This window comes from Acidocella aquatica (assembly GCF_030160635.1).
GTDB classification, from domain to species: domain Bacteria; phylum Pseudomonadota; class Alphaproteobacteria; order Acetobacterales; family Acetobacteraceae; genus Acidocella; species Acidocella aquatica.
This window is the reverse complement of record NZ_BSOS01000065.1, coordinates 80,728-96,830: the sequence shown is the minus strand read 5'-3', so window position 1 is coordinate 96,830 and position 16,103 is coordinate 80,728. Positions and strand designations below refer to the sequence as shown.

Sequence of the window (16,103 nt, the reverse complement as noted above, 5' to 3'; positions counted from 1 at the left end):
GGGTTATTTCATGCAAGCAGACCATATTTTCACCAACGCCCGCCTCGCCACCATGGATCCGGCCCTGCCCGGCCTGGGTGCCGTGGAACATGGCGTGGTCGCCGAAAGGGCGGGACGCATTATATATGCGGGCCCGGTTCGCGCCTTCGATGCCGCCAAAACAACCGATTGCGGCGGGCGATGGATCACGCCGGGCCTAATCGATTGCCACACGCATTTGGTGTTTGCCGGCAACCGCGCAGGAGAATTCGCGGCACGGCTAAAGGGCGCCACCTATGAAGACATCGCCCGCGCGGGCGGCGGCATCGCTTCCACGGTGCAGGCAACGCGCGCCGCGAGCGACGCTGATCTCCACGCCGCAAGCCTCGTGCGGTTAAACGCGCTGATTGCCGAAGGGGTCACCACGGTTGAAATAAAATCCGGCTACGGGCTGTCGGCGGAATCGGAGCTGAAGCTTTTGCGGGTGATCGCCGCACTGGGCGAGGTAGCGGGGGTTGATATTTCTTCCAGTTTTCTGGGTGCCCACAGCCTGCCGCCGGAGTTTGCCAATAACCGTGCGGGGTATCTCGATTTACTCTGCGATACACTCATTCCGCAAATCGCCACGCAAAAATTAGCTGATTCCGTCGATGGTTTTTGTGAGGGAATCGCCTTTTTGCCGGACGAGATCACCCGCGTCTTCACAGCCGCCGCCGCGCATGGCCTGCGGGTGAAGCTGCATGCCGACCAGCTCTCCAACCTCCACGGTGCGGCACTCGCGGCCAGCTTTGGCGCGCTGAGCGCCGATCATCTGGAATACACCGACGATGCCGGCGCCGCCGCCATGGCCGCGGCGGGCACGGTTGCCGTGCTGCTCCCCGGCGCCTTCTACTCATTGCGGGAAACCAGGATGCCGCCAATTGCCGCGCTGCGGGCGCATGGCGTGAAAATCGCTGTTTCCACTGATCTAAACCCCGGCACCTCGCCGCTAAACTCGCTGTTGCTGGCGATGAACATGGCCGCCACGCAATTCCGCCTCACGGTGGAGGAGTGTCTGCTTGGCGTCACCCGTAACGCCGCCGCCGCCCTGGGCAGAGCAGATGTTGGCACGCTCAAGCCGGGTGCAAAATGCCATCTCGCCATCTGGGACATCAAAGACCCGGCTGAACTTGTCTACAATATCGGTTTCAACCCTCTTTACCGCCGCATCTGGAGCCACGCATGAATCTTATTCCCGGCAACGTCAGCCTAGCACAATGGCGTGATATATATAACGGCGCGCCTGTCAGCCTCGCGCCCTCGGCCATCCCCGTTATCGAGCGCGCCGCCGAAGCCGTGGCGCGGATCGTCGCGGCGGGAGAGCCGGTTTATGGCATCAACACCGGCTTTGGCAAACTCGCCAGCGTGCGCATTGCCGAAGCTGATCTTGAAACCTTGCAGCGTAACCTCGTTCTCTCGCATGCCGCTGGTGTGGGTGAGCCCATGCCCATTTCCGTCGCGCGCCTGATGATGGCGCTGAAGATGGGATCGCTCTCGCAAGGGGCCTCTGGCGTGCGCCCGCAAACAGTGCTCATGCTGGAGCAGATGCTTGCCAAAAACCTTATCCCGGTTGTGCCCGCGCAAGGCTCTGTCGGCGCCTCGGGAGACCTTGCACCACTCGCGCATATGACCGCCGCGATGATTGGCCATGGCGAAGTTTTCTTCTCCGGCCAGCGTCTTTCCGCATCCGAAGGTCTGGCGCGCGCCGGGCTGGCGCCGCTTGTGCTTGGCCCCAAAGAGGGCCTGGCACTGCTCAACGGCACACAATTCTCAACCTCCTACGCCCTGGCTGGATTGTTCGAGGCCGAGGCGCTGTTCCGCGCGGCGCTGATCACCGGCGCGCTTTCAACTGACGCCGCCAAAGGCTCAGACGCACCCTTCGATGCCCGCATTCACGCACTGCGACGCCACAAAGGTCAGGCCGAGGTTGCGGATGCATTGCGCGGGCTGATGGCGGGCAGCGCCATTCGCGCCTCGCACGCAATCGGCGATGCGCGCGTGCAGGACCCCTATTGCCTGCGCTGCCAACCGCAAGTCATGGGCGCGGTACTGGATCTTTTACGCCAGGCCGCCGCGACGCTGGAGACCGAGGCCAATGGCGTGACCGATAATCCGTTGATCTTCACGGAACCTGCTGAAGCGCTCTCGGGCGGTAATTTCCACGCCGAGCCTGTGGCCTTCGCGGCGGATATGATCGCGATGGCGGTTTGCGAAATCGGCTCGCTCGCCGAGCGCCGGTTGGCGATGCTGGTGGACCCTGCCCTCTCCGGCCTGCCGGCGTTTCTGGCGCCCAAGCCGGGATTGAATTCAGGCTTCATGATTCCGCAGGTCACAGCCGCAGCTTTGGTCTCCGAGAACAAGGGCCGCGCTTTCCCCGCCTCGGTTGACAGCATCCCGACTTCTGCCAACCAGGAAGATCACGTCTCCATGGCTGCGCACGGCGCGCGCCGGTTAATGGCCATGACGGACAATTTGCGCGGCATTATCGCCATCGAACTGCTGGCCGCCGTGCAAGGTTGCGATTTTCATCTGATGGCATCAAGCGATATTCTTGAATCCGCACGTGGCGTGCTCCGCGAAAAAGTACCGGCGTTGGATGACGACCGCTATTTCGCGCCGGACATCGAAGCTACCATCGCCCTGTTGAAACATGCTGCGCTGCCGGTGCAAAACCTGCCGGGTGTCGCATGAGCTTTATCAGCATCCGGCAGGGGTCGGCCCCGCTGATTCTAAGCATCCCGCATGCTGGCACGGAAATTCCGGAATCGTTGCTGCCGTCCTTGGTTTCCCCCTGGCTCGCGCGCAAGGATGCCGACTGGTGGCTGCCAGAGCTTTATGCCTTTGCCGAGGCTCTGGACGCGACCGTAGTGCGCACGCGCATTTCGCGCACGGTCATCGACGTAAACCGTGACCCCTCGGGCGTATCGCTCTACCCCGGGCAGGCCACCACGGGGCTTTGCCCCACCGAGACTTTTGATGGCGAGCCGTTATATGTTGACGGCCACGCACCGAACGAGGCGGAAATTCTGCTGCGCCGGGTTAAATATTTTGATCCGTATCATGAGGCCCTGGCCGCGGAGATCACACGGCTCCGCCGCTTGCACCACGCCATCGTGTTATATGACTGCCATTCCATTCGCAGTGAAATCCCCAGGCTGTTTCAGGGAGTTCTTCCAAATTTCAACATTGGAACCAATGATGATAAAGCCTGTGATGCGGCGATAACAGACCGCGTTGCCGCAATCTGCGAGGCCGATGAGCGTTTCTCGCGGGTGGTGAACGGCCGCTTCAAGGGCGGATATATCACGCGCCATTACGGCGACCCGGAAGAGGGCATCAACGCCCTTCAGATGGAACTCGCCTGCCGCGGCTATATGGAGGAACCAGCGGCGCCAACACCGGAGAACTGGCCCTCCCCCTTCAATCCTGCCCCGCCTATCCTTCAAATTTTAAAAACCATTCTGGAGAGTTTTATCCCATGAACCGTCTGGACAATGCCCGTATCATCCACGCCCCGCACGGCAATAAGCTTTCGGCCAAATCGTGGCAGACCGAAGCGCCCTTGCGCATGCTTATGAACAATCTGGACCCCATGGTCGCCGAACGCCCGGAGGAGCTGGTGGTATACGGCGGCATCGGCCGTGCCGCGCGTGACTGGAATTCGTATGATAAAATCGTTGAGACGTTGCGGCGGCTGGAAGGAGACCAGACCCTGCTGATCCAGTCCGGCAAGCCGGTCGGCGTGTTCCGCACGCATGAAAATGCGCCGCGTGTTTTGCTGGCGAATTCAAATCTCGTGCCGCATTGGGCGACGTGGAAGCATTTTCATGAGCTCGATCGCAAGGGTTTGATGATGTATGGCCAGATGACCGCCGGTTCCTGGATCTACATCGGCACCCAAGGGATTGTGCAAGGCACCTACGAGACCTTTGTGGAAATGGGCCGTCAGCATTATCAGGGTGAGCTTGCTGGCAAATGGGTTCTCACCGCCGGCCTGGGCGGAATGGGCGGCGCGCAACCGCTGGCCGCCACCATGGCGGGCGCAAGCTGCCTGGCCGTGGAATGTCAGGCCAGCCGCATCGAGATGCGCCTGAAGACACGTTATGTCGATGTGCGCGCCGACACGCTGGACGAGGCGCTGGAGATCATCAACCGCTCGGTTGCCGAGAAAAAACCGATTTCCGTCGGCCTGCTCGGCAACATTGCCGAAGTTCTGCCCGAGCTTCTGCGCCGTGGCATCCGCCCGGACGCGCTCACCGACCAAACCTCCGCGCATGATCCCATCAACGGTTATCTGCCCAAGGGCTGGACAGTCGCCGAATGGATCGAGCGCCGCGAGACCAACCCGAAGGCCGTAGAGGCGGCCGCCCGCGCCTCCATGGCCGGGCATGTGCGCGACATGCTGACATTTTCAAAAATGGGTGTTCCTACCTTTGATTATGGCAATAACATCCGGCAGGTGGCGAAGGAGGAAGGGGTTGAGAACGCCTTTGATTTCCCGGGCTTCGTACCAGCCTATATCCGCCCGCTGTTCTGCCGCGGCGTCGGCCCGTTCCGCTGGGCGGCGCTCTCGGGAAACCCTGAGGACATCTACAAGACCGATGCCAAAGTGAAAGAACTTCTGCCGCACGACAAGCATCTGCACAACTGGCTCGACATGGCGCGTGAGCGCATCGCCTTCCAGGGTCTGCCGGCGCGTATCTGCTGGGTTGGCCTGGGTGACCGGCACCGCCTCGGCCTGGCCTTCAATGAGATGGTCGCCAGCGGTGAACTCTCAGCACCTGTTGTCATCGGGCGCGACCATCTGGATTCCGGCTCCGTTGCCTCGCCCAACCGCGAGACCGAGGCCATGATGGATGGATCGGATGCAGTCTCCGACTGGCCCTTGTTGAATGCGCTGCTCAATTGCGCCTCAGGCGCCACCTGGGTTTCGCTGCATCATGGCGGCGGTGTCGGCATGGGGTTCTCGCAACACTCCGGCATGGTCATCTGCGCCGACGGCACGCCGGAAGCGGCGAAACGCCTTGGCAATGTTTTGTGGAACGACCCGGCAACGGGCGTGATGCGCCATGCCGACGCGGGCTACGACATTGCGAAGGATTGCGCGCGGCAGTTCGGCCTCGACCTGCCTGGCATTCTGGGCTGATCGCCTGAATGCGAATCATCGAAAGTGCCGGCTACCGCCAGATGCCCTGGAAAAACGGAGCCGGTACGACGGCTGAAATCGCCGTGGCGCCACCCGGCGCCACGACGGATGACTTCGACTGGCGCATCAGCATGGCGCAGGTCGGCGCCGACGGCTGGTTTTCGGAGTTTCCGCAGATTGATCGCACGCTTGCGGTTCTTGAAGGCAATGGCATCGTTCTTTCAATCTCTGAGGCTCCGCCGGTCAGGATTTCACCGGCATCCATCCCCTACAGCTTTGCCGCGGATGCCCCCGCCTTTGCAAAATTGGTTGATGGACCCATCCTCGACCTCAACGTCATGACAAGGCGCAACCGTTTCACCCACCGGCTGCTAAGGCTGGATACGGAGGCGCCCGTGCGGTGGCAATTGCAAGCCGGGATCACCGTGGTCCTGAGCTGTTCCGGCGCTCTGGGTCTTGATGACGGTATCCATTCAGGCCGCCTACCCGCCAGGGATGCCGCTTTTTTTGAAAGCCAGACACGGCCCCTCATCGTGACGCCAGAGGGCCGGACGGCCATCTACCTTATAGAGCTTAACAGAGTTTAGAACCGGAATCGCTTGGCGATTCCATCAAACTTTGATTTTCTCCATTTTTGGGTCGTAGAGCGGCGCCAGGTGTAGCGTGGCGGGGACGCGGATGGTGGCGACCTCGAGTTCGTAAGTGCCCGAGGTGAGAAATTCGTCGCTCACACCTTCCGGGTTGCGGACATAGCCAAAGCCGATGGGTTTGCCGATGGTGTGGCCAAAGCCGCCGCCGGTGAGCCAGCCGGCGCGGATGTTGTCGCGATAAATGGTCTCGCGGCCAAGAAGAATCACGTTCGGGTCGTTGGTGGTGAAACTTACAAGCCGCTTCTTCAGCGGGCTGGCCGCCTGGGCCTCCAGGGCCGCGCGGCCGAGGAAGGGGATGGGCTTTTTCAGTTTCACGAAGGGGCGCAGCCCGGCTTCGAGCGGGGTGTGATCGGGGCCGATATCCGAGCCCCAGGCGCGGTAGAATTTCTCCAGGCGCAGGGATTCGATGGCGCGGTAGCCGCCCGGCGCGATGCCATGGGCAGCGCCCGCCGCCATCAGGGCGTCATAGACGGTGAGGGCAAATTCGGTGGGGATATGCAGCTCCCAGCCGAGCTCGCCGACATAGGTGATGCGCAGGGCCATCACGCGCGCTCCGGCGGCGGTGATGGTGCGCACGGTGCCGAAGGGGAAGGCGGCGTTGGAGAGGTCGTCCGTGGTGATCTGCTGCAACACCGCGCGGGCATTTGGCCCCATCAGTGCCAGGGTGGCGTAGGCGGAGGTGACATCGAGCAGCTGCGCGTCCATCCCCTTGGGGATGTTGCGGGTGATCCAGTCAGCATCATGCGTGGCGAAGCCGGTGCCGGTGGTGATGTAGAATTTGCGCTCCTCCAGGCGGGCGATGGTGAGATCAGCCTCGATACCGCCGCGGGTGTTGCACATTTGCGTGTAGGTGAGGCTGCCGGGGGGGGCGGAGATGTCGTTGGCGCAGATCCACGAGAGGGCGGCCTCGGCATCGCGGCCGGTGAAGAGGAATTTGGCGAAGGAAGTTTCGTCAAACAGGGTGACGTTGCGCCGCGTGTTCCCGTGCTCGCGCGCAACGGCTGAGAACCAGTTGGGTTTCTCGAAGGTGTAAATGTCAGCCGGGGTTTCGCCCGGGCCGGCGAACCAGTTGGGGCGCTCCCAGCCGAGCTTTTCGCCAAAGCAGGCGCCGGCCTGCTCAAGGCGCGCATAAAGCGGCGAGCGGCGCAGCGGGCGGGCGGATTTATACTCCTCCGATGGCCAGGCCATGGTGTAATGCTTGGCGTAGGCTTCCAGCGTGCGGGTGCGGACCCAGCCGGTGTCGCGGTGCGGGGGGCCGAAGCGGCGGATGTCAACCGGCCAGAGATCAGCCGAGGGTTCGCCGCCCACGACCCATTCGGCCAGCATTTTGCCAGCGCCCCCGCCCGAGGCGATGCCGAAGGCGTTGAACCCGGCGCCGACGAAGAGGCCGGGCAGTTCCGGGGCTTCGCCGAGGATGAAATTGCCGTCGGGGGTGAAGCTTTCCGGCCCGTTGATGAGGGTTTTAACCCCCGCGGTGGCAAGGGCCGGGACGCGGCCGATGGCCAGCTCCATGATCGGCTCGAAATGCTCCCAGTTGGAGTTGAGCAACTGGTAGGAGAAGTTTTCCGGGATGCCGTGCACGGCCCAGGGGATGGGGTTGGGCTCGTAGCCGCCCATGACGAGGCCGCCGACTTCCTCCTTGTAATAGGTCAGGCGGTCCGGGTCGCGCAAAGTGGGCAGGTTTTTGGGTGTGCCGGGGATGGCCTCGGTGACCATGTATTGGTGCTCGACCGAGACCAGCGGCACGTTGACGCCGACGGTGGCGCAGAGGGTGCGGGTCCACTGGCCGCAGCAGACGATGACGGCATCGGTGGCGATGCGCCCCTGCGCGGTGAGCACCGCGGTGGCGCGCCCGTTGGTGACCTCGATGGAGGTGACCGGCGTGTCCTCGAAGATTTTCGCGCCGTTCATGCGCGCGCCCTTGGCCAGCGACTGGGTGATGTCCGACGGGTTGGCCTGGCCATCCGTCGGCAAAAAGGCGGCGCCGATGAGATCGTCGATCTGCATGAGCGGCCAGAGGTCTTGCGCCTCCTTCGGCGTGAGCAAATGCATCTCCAGCCCGAAGGAGCGCGCCGTGGTGGCCTGGCGCTTCACCTCGGTCCAGCGCTCCTGGTTGCAGGCGAGGCGCAGGCCGCCGTTCATCTTCCAGCCGGTGGCGAGGCCGGTTTCGGCTTCCAGCGAGCGGTAGAGCTTAACCGATTCACCTAGCAACTGGGTGATGCTGGCCGAGGAGCGAAGCTGGCCGACCAGACCGGCGGCATGGAAGGTGCTGCCCGAGGTGAGTTTGGCGCGCTCCAGCAGCGTGACCTCCCAGCCGAGCCTGGCCAGATGGTAGGCGGTGGAACAGCCGATGATACCGCCGCCAATGATGACGGCACGCGATTGGGTGGGGAGGGTCATGGCCGCATCATTGAACTGAACGCGGAGGCAGGCAAGAGGGATTGTTACGACCCAAAGCGGGGCAGACCGGCCAGATCGGTGAAATAGTGAAATATCGTGAGGGTGTCGCGGCCGGGAGCGCCGGAGTCGATGATTTGTTTCTGCAATGAGGAGACGGCGCTGGCCATCGGGGTTTGCATATGCAGGCGGCCTGCTTCCTCCAGGAAGAGTTTGACGTCTTTGAGGCCGATTTCGATGGCGCCGGTGCCGTCAAACTTGTTTTGCATGATGTAGCCGGGGAAGACGCGCTGGGAGAAGAAATTGGCGCCGCTGCCCTGGTTGATGATGGCGACGGCGGTTTCCATGTCCAGCCCGGCCTTCAGGCCCAGCGCGACGGCCTCGCAGGTAGAGAGCACGCAGGCGTAGGCGACGGCGTTGTTCACCACCTTGCCGGCCTGGCCCATGCCCGCGTTGGGACCAAGGTAGAAGAGGCGGCCGGCGAAGGCTTCCAGGGCGAATTTGGCGCGCTCAAAGGCTTCGGCGGGGCCGGCGGTGAGGACGCCAAGGTTGCCCGCCTCAGCCGCCATGGTGCCGCCGACGACGGGGGTATCGAGCAAGGTGATGCCGTGTTTGGCCAGGCCCTCGGCGATTTCCACAGCCGCCGCGCCGCCCAGGGTGGAGGTTTCGATGTAGATTTTGACCTTTTGACCCTCGGCGACGCCGCCGGGGCCAAAGGCGACGGTTTTGCAGATGTCCACCGTGGGCAGGCAGGCGAAGACGATTTCGGCCTGGTCCACAACCTCGCGCACCGAGGCGGCGGCGGTGGCGCCTTTTTGCTGGAGGGCGGCCAGGACCGCCGGGTTGCGGTCATACGCCAGCACGGGGACGCCCTTTTTGAGCAGGCAGGCGGCAATTGCCCCGCCCATGGCGCCGACGCCGATAAAACCTACTTGCTGCATGCTCTGCTCCCGTTTTGTTTTGCGTCCCCTGGCGGTGAGGCTTGGGGCTGATGGGGGGAGAGTGTGGGAAGGCGGAAAAAATATCAAGTAGCGTATTGGTAGGTAGTGTACTTGTTTGATGGGGCGTTGGGCGCTTGTGCCGGGAGTGGGCATCGAGAGGCCAGGAACGAGTTTTGCCAGCAATTATCTATCAGCTGAGCATAAGCGCTAACCGGGCGGCTTCGCCTCAAGATGCGCCAGGAATACTGAGAGAAGGATCAGCGCGCCGCCAAGCAATTCAATCCAGCTCAGCGGCTCAGCCAAAAACGCGGCCCCGCCGAGCAGGCTGACCAGTGGCAGGAGATACAGGAACCATCCGGCGCGCTGCGCCCCCAGAACGGCGCTGCCCGCATTCCAGAAAAGAATGGCTGCCACGGCGTTGCCGCCGATAAACGCGAAAGTGACCAGCCATTGCGCCAGGCTCATGCCCACAACGATGCCAGGAATTTTGGGCGCGCCAAACAGGACCATCGGCAAAGCGCCTGATAATACCGTGACGGCGGTTGTGGGCAAAGCACCGCGGCGGTTGATAAGGGGGGTTACCAGCACGCAATATAGCGCCCACAGCACGGCGCCGGTTAGCACCAGGATGATGCCACGCGGCGTTCCAAAAGCAGGCCCCGTGCCGTGCGCCAGCAGCATGACGCCGAAGAGGCCGGCGATAACCGAGAAAACCGTCAGCAGCGTTGGCGCCTTGCGCAGCGCGATGGAGGCAAAAACCAAAATCAGTAATGGCTCCGTCGCGTCCAGCAGCCCGGTGAGCCCGGCTGAGACCGTTTGCTGCCCAATCGCCGCTGGGAAATTATAGCCGGTGATGCCGATAACGCCGGAAACCACGCCCGCGAGCCAGTCCCGGCTTGTCCAGTTACGGGTCAGGAGCAAAGCGGGTGACAACACAACAGCGGCGATGCCGTAGCACAAACCCATGAAGGCGACCGGCGAGAGCCCGCCATCGCCGATTCCAACCATGTAGCGTGTGGCGATGGGCGAAAAGCCCCAAAGCAGGACGGAGACCAGAGTCATGCCCACGGCAGCACCGGCACTGGGCATCGCGCCTTCCAGTTGCTGCAGCCGTTCTATGACCTGGGCAGCCCGCACCCGCCTTACTCCTGCTTCACAGTTTAAAATCTGTCATCATGCGCATGATTGCCAGAAGCCGGGTACGGCCGGCAGGGGGGCCTGCAGCCCGCGAGGATGGCTAGAGCCTGATCGCTTTAAGTGCGATCAGGCTAAAGCCGTTTTTCTCAGGGCGATTCACGCTTTCGGCTCGCTCGGTTGAGCGAACCTCAAACGATCGCGCTCTGGCTGCCGGAGCGGATTAAAACACCAGGCCGGTTTCAAGCAGCCCGCTCAGCTGGAAGGAATCATTATGCTGATTCCCATAGCCGTATTTGGGCAGGCCGTAAGCGCTGGTGCGGTTGAGCAGCAACGCGCCAACATCGGCGCGCAGGAAGATATCCTTCTCCTGCCAGGTCGGCGTGACGGAGATCGCCTCGCCCGTCGCATTCGGGCCATAGAACCAGTAGGTGCCGTTTGTGGCATCCGCCACGCTCTCATGCTGGTCAAAATACTCAACCCAGGCGCCGACCGAATAGGGCGAGGTGCCGAAGCTGTAATCAGCGAAGACCGCGCCTACGATGTTGGACATGCCCTTCTGAATGCCAAGCGTGGCATCGGCCTTGGCGTATTCATACTGCAGCTCAGGCACCAGGTTCAGATGGCCCACCGTGTAGCTGTAAAAGGCGCCGACCATCTGCGAGTTCTCGAATTCCGGCGCCGCGCCTACATAGCTGTTGCTATAGGCCAGCGAGCCGTTGCCGTAGGTGTTGGCGTGCACGCCGGTTCTGCCCAGGTTGCCGCCGTAATAAACATCAACGCTGTTGTTGCTGTTGAAGGTGTAGCCTGCCACCGCCTGCAGCGAGTTGAACACGCCGGTGTCGTAGCCATCGCCGAAGAACACGGAGGCGCTGACCGGGCCCGAGGCGTAGTTCGCGATCACGCCGCGGCCTTGTCCGCTTTCCACATAGGCGATCTGCGAGAGAAAGATATTCGCGTTGTTGAACTCCTGCCCTGCTTCATATCCCTCCAGCCCGGTGACCTGGCCAACCGAGATGGTGACCGGCGAACCGGTTGGCGCCAGGGTGACGTAAGCGCCATAAAGCGGCCCGGTGGAGAAGCTCTGGATTGAGGATGGGTTCTGACCCAGGCCCAGGTAGATGTAATTCGTCGAGCCCACCTCGATGGTGGCCTGGAGCACGCCGGTGTTCTTTTGCAGCTCGATTTCGCCGTTCATAAACTGCATTCCGACCGCTTTAGGCCCCGCATTGTTGGTCGCGGGCGCGCCTATACCGCCGGTGTCAGCGTAGCGCTGCGTTCCGGAAAAAAAATAGGCCATGCCATCGGCAGCACCTGATAATTCCAGCGGTCCCAGCGGTCCACCATCAATCTGGATGGCGGCCGGGCCGCTCATCGCCTTCGCCGTGGGCGCACAAGCCGCGATGGCGATGGCCGACACCGTGAGGCAAAGAATCTTTTGCCGAATATTCATTTTGTTCTCCAATAAACGTTAAAGTCTCAACTTACCTGTTAAACTCAGATGCATTGCCGTGTTTGCGATCTGATTTATTTTTTCCTGACACAGTCTCGCAGTTTGGGTCGTCAGGAATTCCAGCGCTCGATCTCAACACCCGTTGATGCCGCATCAACGAATACATCGAGCTTCTCCACGCGTACCCGGACGTTCAACACCCGGGCATCATCCAGACATGTTCGCGCCAAACGCTCGGCAAGCGTTTCAACCAGCTGAACATGCCCTGATTTCACAATTTCACGCGCGCGCACCACGATCGCTTCGTAGTCCACCACGCGGGCCAGATCGTCAGGCCCGGCCACGCAGTGCGAGCGATGCGCGCCGCCATCGTCAACCACGGAGAGATCCAGATTGATGCGGATGCGCTGGAGCGTCTCATGCTCATGCGCGTAAACGCCGATCGAGGCATCGAGCACCAGGTCTCTGACAAACATGCGGCGAAAAAGCCGCGAGTCTCTGATGGGGCTGGTCTGGTTCATGCTGGCGAGCCATGCGCGTATCGTTGCGAGGCAATATCATATGCGGGAGTGATGAGTGCCATCTAGAATTCGATCAGCCGGTTGGTGCGCAGATAATCCAGTATCGCGCGCGCTTTTTCGGCCGCGCTGCCCTCGCGCACGAGCGCGCCACCCTTGCTCTCGGTGGCGATGGCGCCCAGCAGCCTTGCATGGCCTTGGCGGGTTTCAAGCGGCTTGAGCCTCTGGGGTTTTTTGACCGCGGGTTCGCTCTGCCAGGGGCTGGCCGGCAAGGGCGCCGCAACCAGCGCCGGCGCGCTCAGCAGGCGCCCGGCGCGCAGGCTTGCATACACATAGCGCGGGGCGCGCGGGGCCAGCGGGTGCAGCGCGATGACAGCCGGGAGGCTGACGCGCACGACCCGGCGCTGGCCCTTGGGCAGAAACTGCACAATCTCCGCCTCGTCTCCCAGCAGGGTGATCTCCAACGCCGCGCTCACCACTGGCATGTTCAGGGCCTTCGCCAGCCGGTAGGGGAGCGTGCCGCTGCCCTGCCCCGCCTCGGCGCGCTGGCCGCACAGGATGAGATCATACCCGGCAACACGCGCCGCCAGCGGCGCCAGCGCATCAGCCCCGGCCGGCAGGGGCAGCACCTCCACATTGGCGGCGCCGTAGGCCAGGTAATCATACAGCGCGGGGGCGGCATCGCCCGCATGCAGCACGCTGACCTCCGGCGCGAGGGCCAGGGCGGCATCGAGCGCCAGCACATCGTTGCGCGCGGCGCGCGGCGCGCCGCTGGCCGGGTTGCGCCCCACGGAGACCAGGGCCGCGATTTTGAGTTGAGGGGGCATCATACGCTCTCCCGCGCGGTATCAGGCCAGTTGCGCTGCGCCAGCTCGGCCAGCAGCGCCGTCATCACCTCCTGGGCATCGCCGACGACGCTCAGATCCGCGCGTTTGGTGATTGGCGCGCTGGCGTCGCTGTTGATGGCGATGACGTGGCGGCAGGCTTTGATCCCCTGCAGATGTTGCACCGCGCCGGAGATGCCGACGGCAAGGTAGGTGCTGGCGCTCACGGTCTTGCCGGTGGCGCCGATCTGCTTGTCGCGGGTGAATTTGCCTTCGTCCACCGCCACGCGGCTGGCTCCCACGGCGGCACCGAAGGCGGCGGCCACGGCCTCCAGCGTTGGAATATCGGCCACGCCGTTGCCGGCGGCGACGATGAAATCCGCCTCCTCCAGCGCCAAGGCGGAGGCGGCGATTTCGCGCAGGCCGCGGTTCTGATAGCGGCCCGGCGGCGCCTGAGCGGCGGGTGGCGCCACGGTTTCACCCGCGCCGGAAAACGGCAGGCCGGTTTCCACCACATCAGGGGCGATCAGCACCACCAGGGGCATAGGTCCGCGCGCCAGCGCGGCGCCGCCCTGCCAGTACATCGCCACCGCGCCGGGTTTGAGCTCCACCACATGGGTGGCAACCTCCGCCTCCAGGTGGACGGCGAGGCGGCGGCCGAGATCGCCATCACCGATATCGTTATCAGGCATGAACACATGCGCGGGCGCATAGCGGGTGACAAATTCGCACAGCGAGGCTAGCTCCTGCTCCGGCGCGAAGCCCTGCTCATCGGCGCCGGGCAGCACCGCCACCAGATCAGCGCCATACGCGCGCAGATCTTCATTCAAACCGCCGAACACCAGCACGGCGACCGCCTGTTGCGGGCTTGCCAGCAATGCGGCGGCGGCGATGGCCTGGTGGGCGTGCGCATCGAGCATGCCGCGCTGGCTGTGCGCCGCGACCAGCAGATACCCGGCAGGATCCCCCTTCAGGCGCAGCGGTTTGGCCGCGGGCGTGTGCGCGGGCGCGGCCAGCAGCGAGGCATCAAACCCGCCGGTGGCGCCAAGGATGATCCGGCGCAGGCCGGCCGGGCTCAGCACGAAGGGGCGGCGGGGGTCGAGACGTTTACGCTCCTGGTTCATGCCTGGCCCTCCAGCGCGGCGGCGAGCAGCTCCGCCACATCGATAACTTCCGGCCTGGGGCCGACGACGCCTTCCAGCATCGCGGTGCATCCGGGGCAGGCCACCGCCACCAGCCCGGCGCCGGTGGCCCGGGCGTCGGCGATGCGGATATCGGGGATGCGTTGAGTGCCGGGGATGTCAGTCAACGGCGCGCCGCCACCGCCGCCGCAACAGCGGCCGCGCAGGCCCGAGCGTTCCATCTCGGTCAGGCGCACGCCGATCTGGCGCAGCAGGGCGCGGGGTGCTTCGGTCTCGCCATTGTAGCGGCCGAGATAGCAGGGGTCGTGATAGGTAATGGTGCGCGTCTCGCTTGTTGCGCCCAGCTTCAGCTGCCCGCTGCTGGCCAGCCCGGCCAGAAAGACGGTGTGATGCAGCACGGTAAAGTGCCCGCCCAGGGCCGGATATTCGTTCTTGAGGCTGTGGAACACATGCGGATCAGCGGTGAGAATCCGCCCGAAGGTCAGGGTCGACAAAGTGGCGATCAACCGCACGGCCTGCGCCTGGAAGGTTGCCTCATCGCCCAGGCGGCGCGCGGTGTCGCCGGTGTCTACTTCCAGCGCGCCGAGGATCGCGAAATCCACCGAGGCGGCCTGCAGGAGCTTCACCAGGGCGCGCAGGCTGCGCTGGTAGCGCATGTCAAACGCCCCCTCACCCGCCACCAGCAGCACATCAACCGATTCACCCGGCCTGATCTGGCGGACGTTGAGATCCACCGCCCAATGGTAGCGGGCGGCATTGTCATATCCGCCCTGCGTTGCGGTTTCGCGCAGGTTGCCCAGCATCTCCGGCCCCTTGCCCGGCAGCGCGCCGCGCGCGAGGGTCTGGAAGCGGCGCAGATCAATGATCGCGTCGACATGTTCGATCTGCATCGGGCACTCCTCCACGCAGGCGCGGCAGGTGGTGCAGGACCAGAGGGTTTCCGGCGCGAGCAGCGCGGGGAGTATCGGCTCCTCCGGGCCGCCGGAATGGCCGCCCAGGGTGATGCCGGGATAGGGGCTGCCGGCAAACGCCGCGTCGCTGCCACCAGAGAGGCCCAGCACCATGTCCTGAATGAATTTTTTCGGGTTCAGCGGCTGACCGGCGGCGAAGGCCGGGCAGGCGGCCTCGCATTTGCCGCATTGCACGCAGGCATCGAAGCCGAGAAGCTGGTTCCAGCGGAAATCCGTTGGCTTTTCCACGCCCAGCACCGGGGCGGCGAGGTCCAGCGGGCGCAGCGCGGTGGAGCGCATGGCGAAACGCTCCGCGCGGGGGGCGAAACGCTCCGCGCGGGGATGGAAGGCCAGATGCAGCACGCCCGCCACCGCATGTTTCATCGGTCCGCCGGTGCCGATACCCAGCACCAGCTCCGCCGTGCCGGCCAGCAGCGCCAGCATGATGAGCGCCGCGAAAAAACCTGAAAGCAAAGCGGAGGGCAGCAGCGCCAGGGCCAGCAGCCCGAACGCGAAGGCCGCCAGCGTGTAGGGCAAACGGTTCCAGGGCCCGGCCGAGAGGCGCGGCAGCGGGGCGCGGCGGCGCTGCCAGACCAGATAGCTGCCGCCAAGCATCACCGCAGCCGCCAGCACGAGCGCGCCGTTCAGCAGCGGCCGATAGAGCATCAGCCCGTAATTGAGGGCCACCAGCGCCATGGCCGCCACGGCGCCACCGGCCACCAGCATGTGCGTGCGCGCGATATACGGGTCGCGCGCCACCACATGGTGCACATCGACCAGATAACGCCGGGGCACGGTGAGCAGCTGCGCCCAATTAAACGGCGCCGCCGCCCCCGCCCGCCACAGCCGCGCGCGCCGCATTGTGCCGAAAGCCAGCGCCGCCACGGCCAGCCAGAAGAAAAGCGTCACCAGATGATCCAGGCTGTGCAT

13 protein-coding genes are annotated in these 16,103 nt (G+C 63.8%); 5 read left to right on the top strand and 8 right to left on the bottom strand.

Going from position 1 to position 16,103, the window contains the following annotated elements; genetic code table 11:
• Window positions 1-10: 10 nt before the first annotated feature.
• Genes hutI through QQJ84_RS09845 form a run of 5 tightly spaced genes read left to right on the top strand, consistent with a single transcriptional unit; the run spans window position 11 to window position 5,751 of the window.
• Window positions 11-1,204, top strand: coding sequence for an imidazolonepropionase (hutI, locus tag QQJ84_RS09865; protein ID WP_284257998.1), 1,194 nt, complete (start codon window positions 11-13; stop codon window positions 1,202-1,204).
• A complete protein-coding gene (gene hutH, locus QQJ84_RS09860; protein WP_284257997.1) occupies window positions 1,201-2,709 on the top strand; it encodes a histidine ammonia-lyase in 1,509 nt (502 codons plus the stop codon). Before hutI ends, hutH begins: the two co-directional genes overlap by 4 nt.
• On the top strand, window positions 2,706-3,500 hold the full coding sequence (gene hutG, locus QQJ84_RS09855; RefSeq protein WP_284257996.1) for an N-formylglutamate deformylase: 795 nt from the start codon (window positions 2,706-2,708) through the stop codon (window positions 3,498-3,500). The genes hutH and hutG overlap by 4 nt, the downstream gene beginning before the upstream one ends.
• A complete protein-coding gene (hutU, locus tag QQJ84_RS09850; protein WP_284257995.1) occupies window positions 3,497-5,164 on the top strand; it encodes a urocanate hydratase in 1,668 nt (555 codons plus the stop codon). Before hutG ends, hutU begins: the two co-directional genes overlap by 4 nt.
• A gap of 8 nt (window positions 5,165-5,172) precedes the next feature.
• Window positions 5,173-5,751, top strand: coding sequence for a HutD/Ves family protein (locus QQJ84_RS09845; RefSeq protein ID WP_284257994.1), 579 nt, complete (start codon window positions 5,173-5,175; stop codon window positions 5,749-5,751).
• A gap of 24 nt (window positions 5,752-5,775) precedes the next feature.
• Here QQJ84_RS09845 and QQJ84_RS09840 read toward each other — a convergent pair whose 3' ends face one another.
• The 8 genes from QQJ84_RS09840 to QQJ84_RS09805 form a co-directional block, all read right to left on the bottom strand.
• Window positions 5,776-8,214 carry a GcvT family protein gene (locus tag QQJ84_RS09840; protein WP_284257993.1) on the bottom strand — a complete coding sequence of 813 codons (2,439 nt, stop codon included), beginning with the start codon at window positions 8,212-8,214 and terminating at the stop codon, window positions 5,776-5,778.
• A 44-nt stretch (window positions 8,215-8,258) separates the two neighbouring features.
• On the bottom strand, window positions 8,259-9,305 hold the full coding sequence (locus QQJ84_RS09835) for an NAD(P)-dependent oxidoreductase (protein ID WP_284258158.1): 1,047 nt from the start codon (window positions 9,303-9,305) through the stop codon (window positions 8,259-8,261).
• 54 nt (window positions 9,306-9,359) lie between these two features.
• Window positions 9,360-10,289, bottom strand: a complete 930-nt coding sequence (locus QQJ84_RS09830; RefSeq protein WP_284257992.1) for a DMT family transporter — start codon at window positions 10,287-10,289, stop codon at window positions 9,360-9,362.
• Between the two features lie 220 nt (window positions 10,290-10,509).
• Window positions 10,510-11,739 (bottom strand): porin family protein, encoded by a 1,230-nt coding sequence (locus QQJ84_RS09825; RefSeq protein WP_284257991.1) that lies wholly within the window; start codon window positions 11,737-11,739, stop codon window positions 10,510-10,512.
• A 110-nt stretch (window positions 11,740-11,849) separates the two neighbouring features.
• Window positions 11,850-12,260, bottom strand: a complete 411-nt coding sequence (folB, locus tag QQJ84_RS09820; protein ID WP_284257990.1) for a dihydroneopterin aldolase — start codon at window positions 12,258-12,260, stop codon at window positions 11,850-11,852.
• 62 nt (window positions 12,261-12,322) lie between these two features.
• Window positions 12,323-13,087, bottom strand: a complete 765-nt coding sequence (locus QQJ84_RS09815; protein WP_284257989.1) for a hypothetical protein — start codon at window positions 13,085-13,087, stop codon at window positions 12,323-12,325.
• On the bottom strand, window positions 13,084-14,205 hold the full coding sequence (locus QQJ84_RS09810; RefSeq protein ID WP_284257988.1) for an electron transfer flavoprotein subunit alpha/FixB family protein: 1,122 nt from the start codon (window positions 14,203-14,205) through the stop codon (window positions 13,084-13,086). Before QQJ84_RS09810 ends, QQJ84_RS09815 begins: the two co-directional genes overlap by 4 nt.
• Entirely contained in the window at window positions 14,202-16,103 is a 1,902-nt protein-coding gene (locus QQJ84_RS09805; protein ID WP_284257987.1) for a (Fe-S)-binding protein, read from the bottom strand. The genes QQJ84_RS09810 and QQJ84_RS09805 overlap by 4 nt, the downstream gene beginning before the upstream one ends.

Excerpts from the sequence above, each read along its gene's own strand:
- QQJ84_RS09845 (WP_284257994.1), top strand. The coding sequence starts at position 5,173 with ATGCGAATCATCGAAAGTGCCGGCTACCGCCAGATGCCCTGGAAAAAC.
- QQJ84_RS09825 (WP_284257991.1), bottom strand. The coding sequence starts at position 11,739 with ATGAATATTCGGCAAAAGATTCTTTGCCTCACGGTGTCGGCCATCGCC.
- hutH (WP_284257997.1), top strand. The coding sequence starts at position 1,201 with ATGAATCTTATTCCCGGCAACGTCAGCCTAGCACAATGGCGTGATATA.
- hutU (WP_284257995.1), top strand. The coding sequence starts at position 3,497 with ATGAACCGTCTGGACAATGCCCGTATCATCCACGCCCCGCACGGCAAT.
- QQJ84_RS09810 (WP_284257988.1), bottom strand. The coding sequence starts at position 14,205 with ATGAACCAGGAGCGTAAACGTCTCGACCCCCGCCGCCCCTTCGTGCTG.
- QQJ84_RS09840 (WP_284257993.1), bottom strand. The coding sequence starts at position 8,214 with ATGACCCTCCCCACCCAATCGCGTGCCGTCATCATTGGCGGCGGTATC.
- hutI (WP_284257998.1), top strand. The coding sequence starts at position 11 with ATGCAAGCAGACCATATTTTCACCAACGCCCGCCTCGCCACCATGGAT.
- folB (WP_284257990.1), bottom strand. The coding sequence starts at position 12,260 with ATGAACCAGACCAGCCCCATCAGAGACTCGCGGCTTTTTCGCCGCATG.
- QQJ84_RS09805 (WP_284257987.1), bottom strand. The coding sequence starts at position 16,103 with ATGCACAGCCTGGATCATCTGGTGACGCTTTTCTTCTGGCTGGCCGTG.
- QQJ84_RS09815 (WP_284257989.1), bottom strand. The coding sequence starts at position 13,087 with ATGATGCCCCCTCAACTCAAAATCGCGGCCCTGGTCTCCGTGGGGCGC.
- hutG (WP_284257996.1), top strand. The coding sequence starts at position 2,706 with ATGAGCTTTATCAGCATCCGGCAGGGGTCGGCCCCGCTGATTCTAAGC.
- QQJ84_RS09835 (WP_284258158.1), bottom strand. The coding sequence starts at position 9,305 with ATGCCCACTCCCGGCACAAGCGCCCAACGCCCCATCAAACAAGTACAC.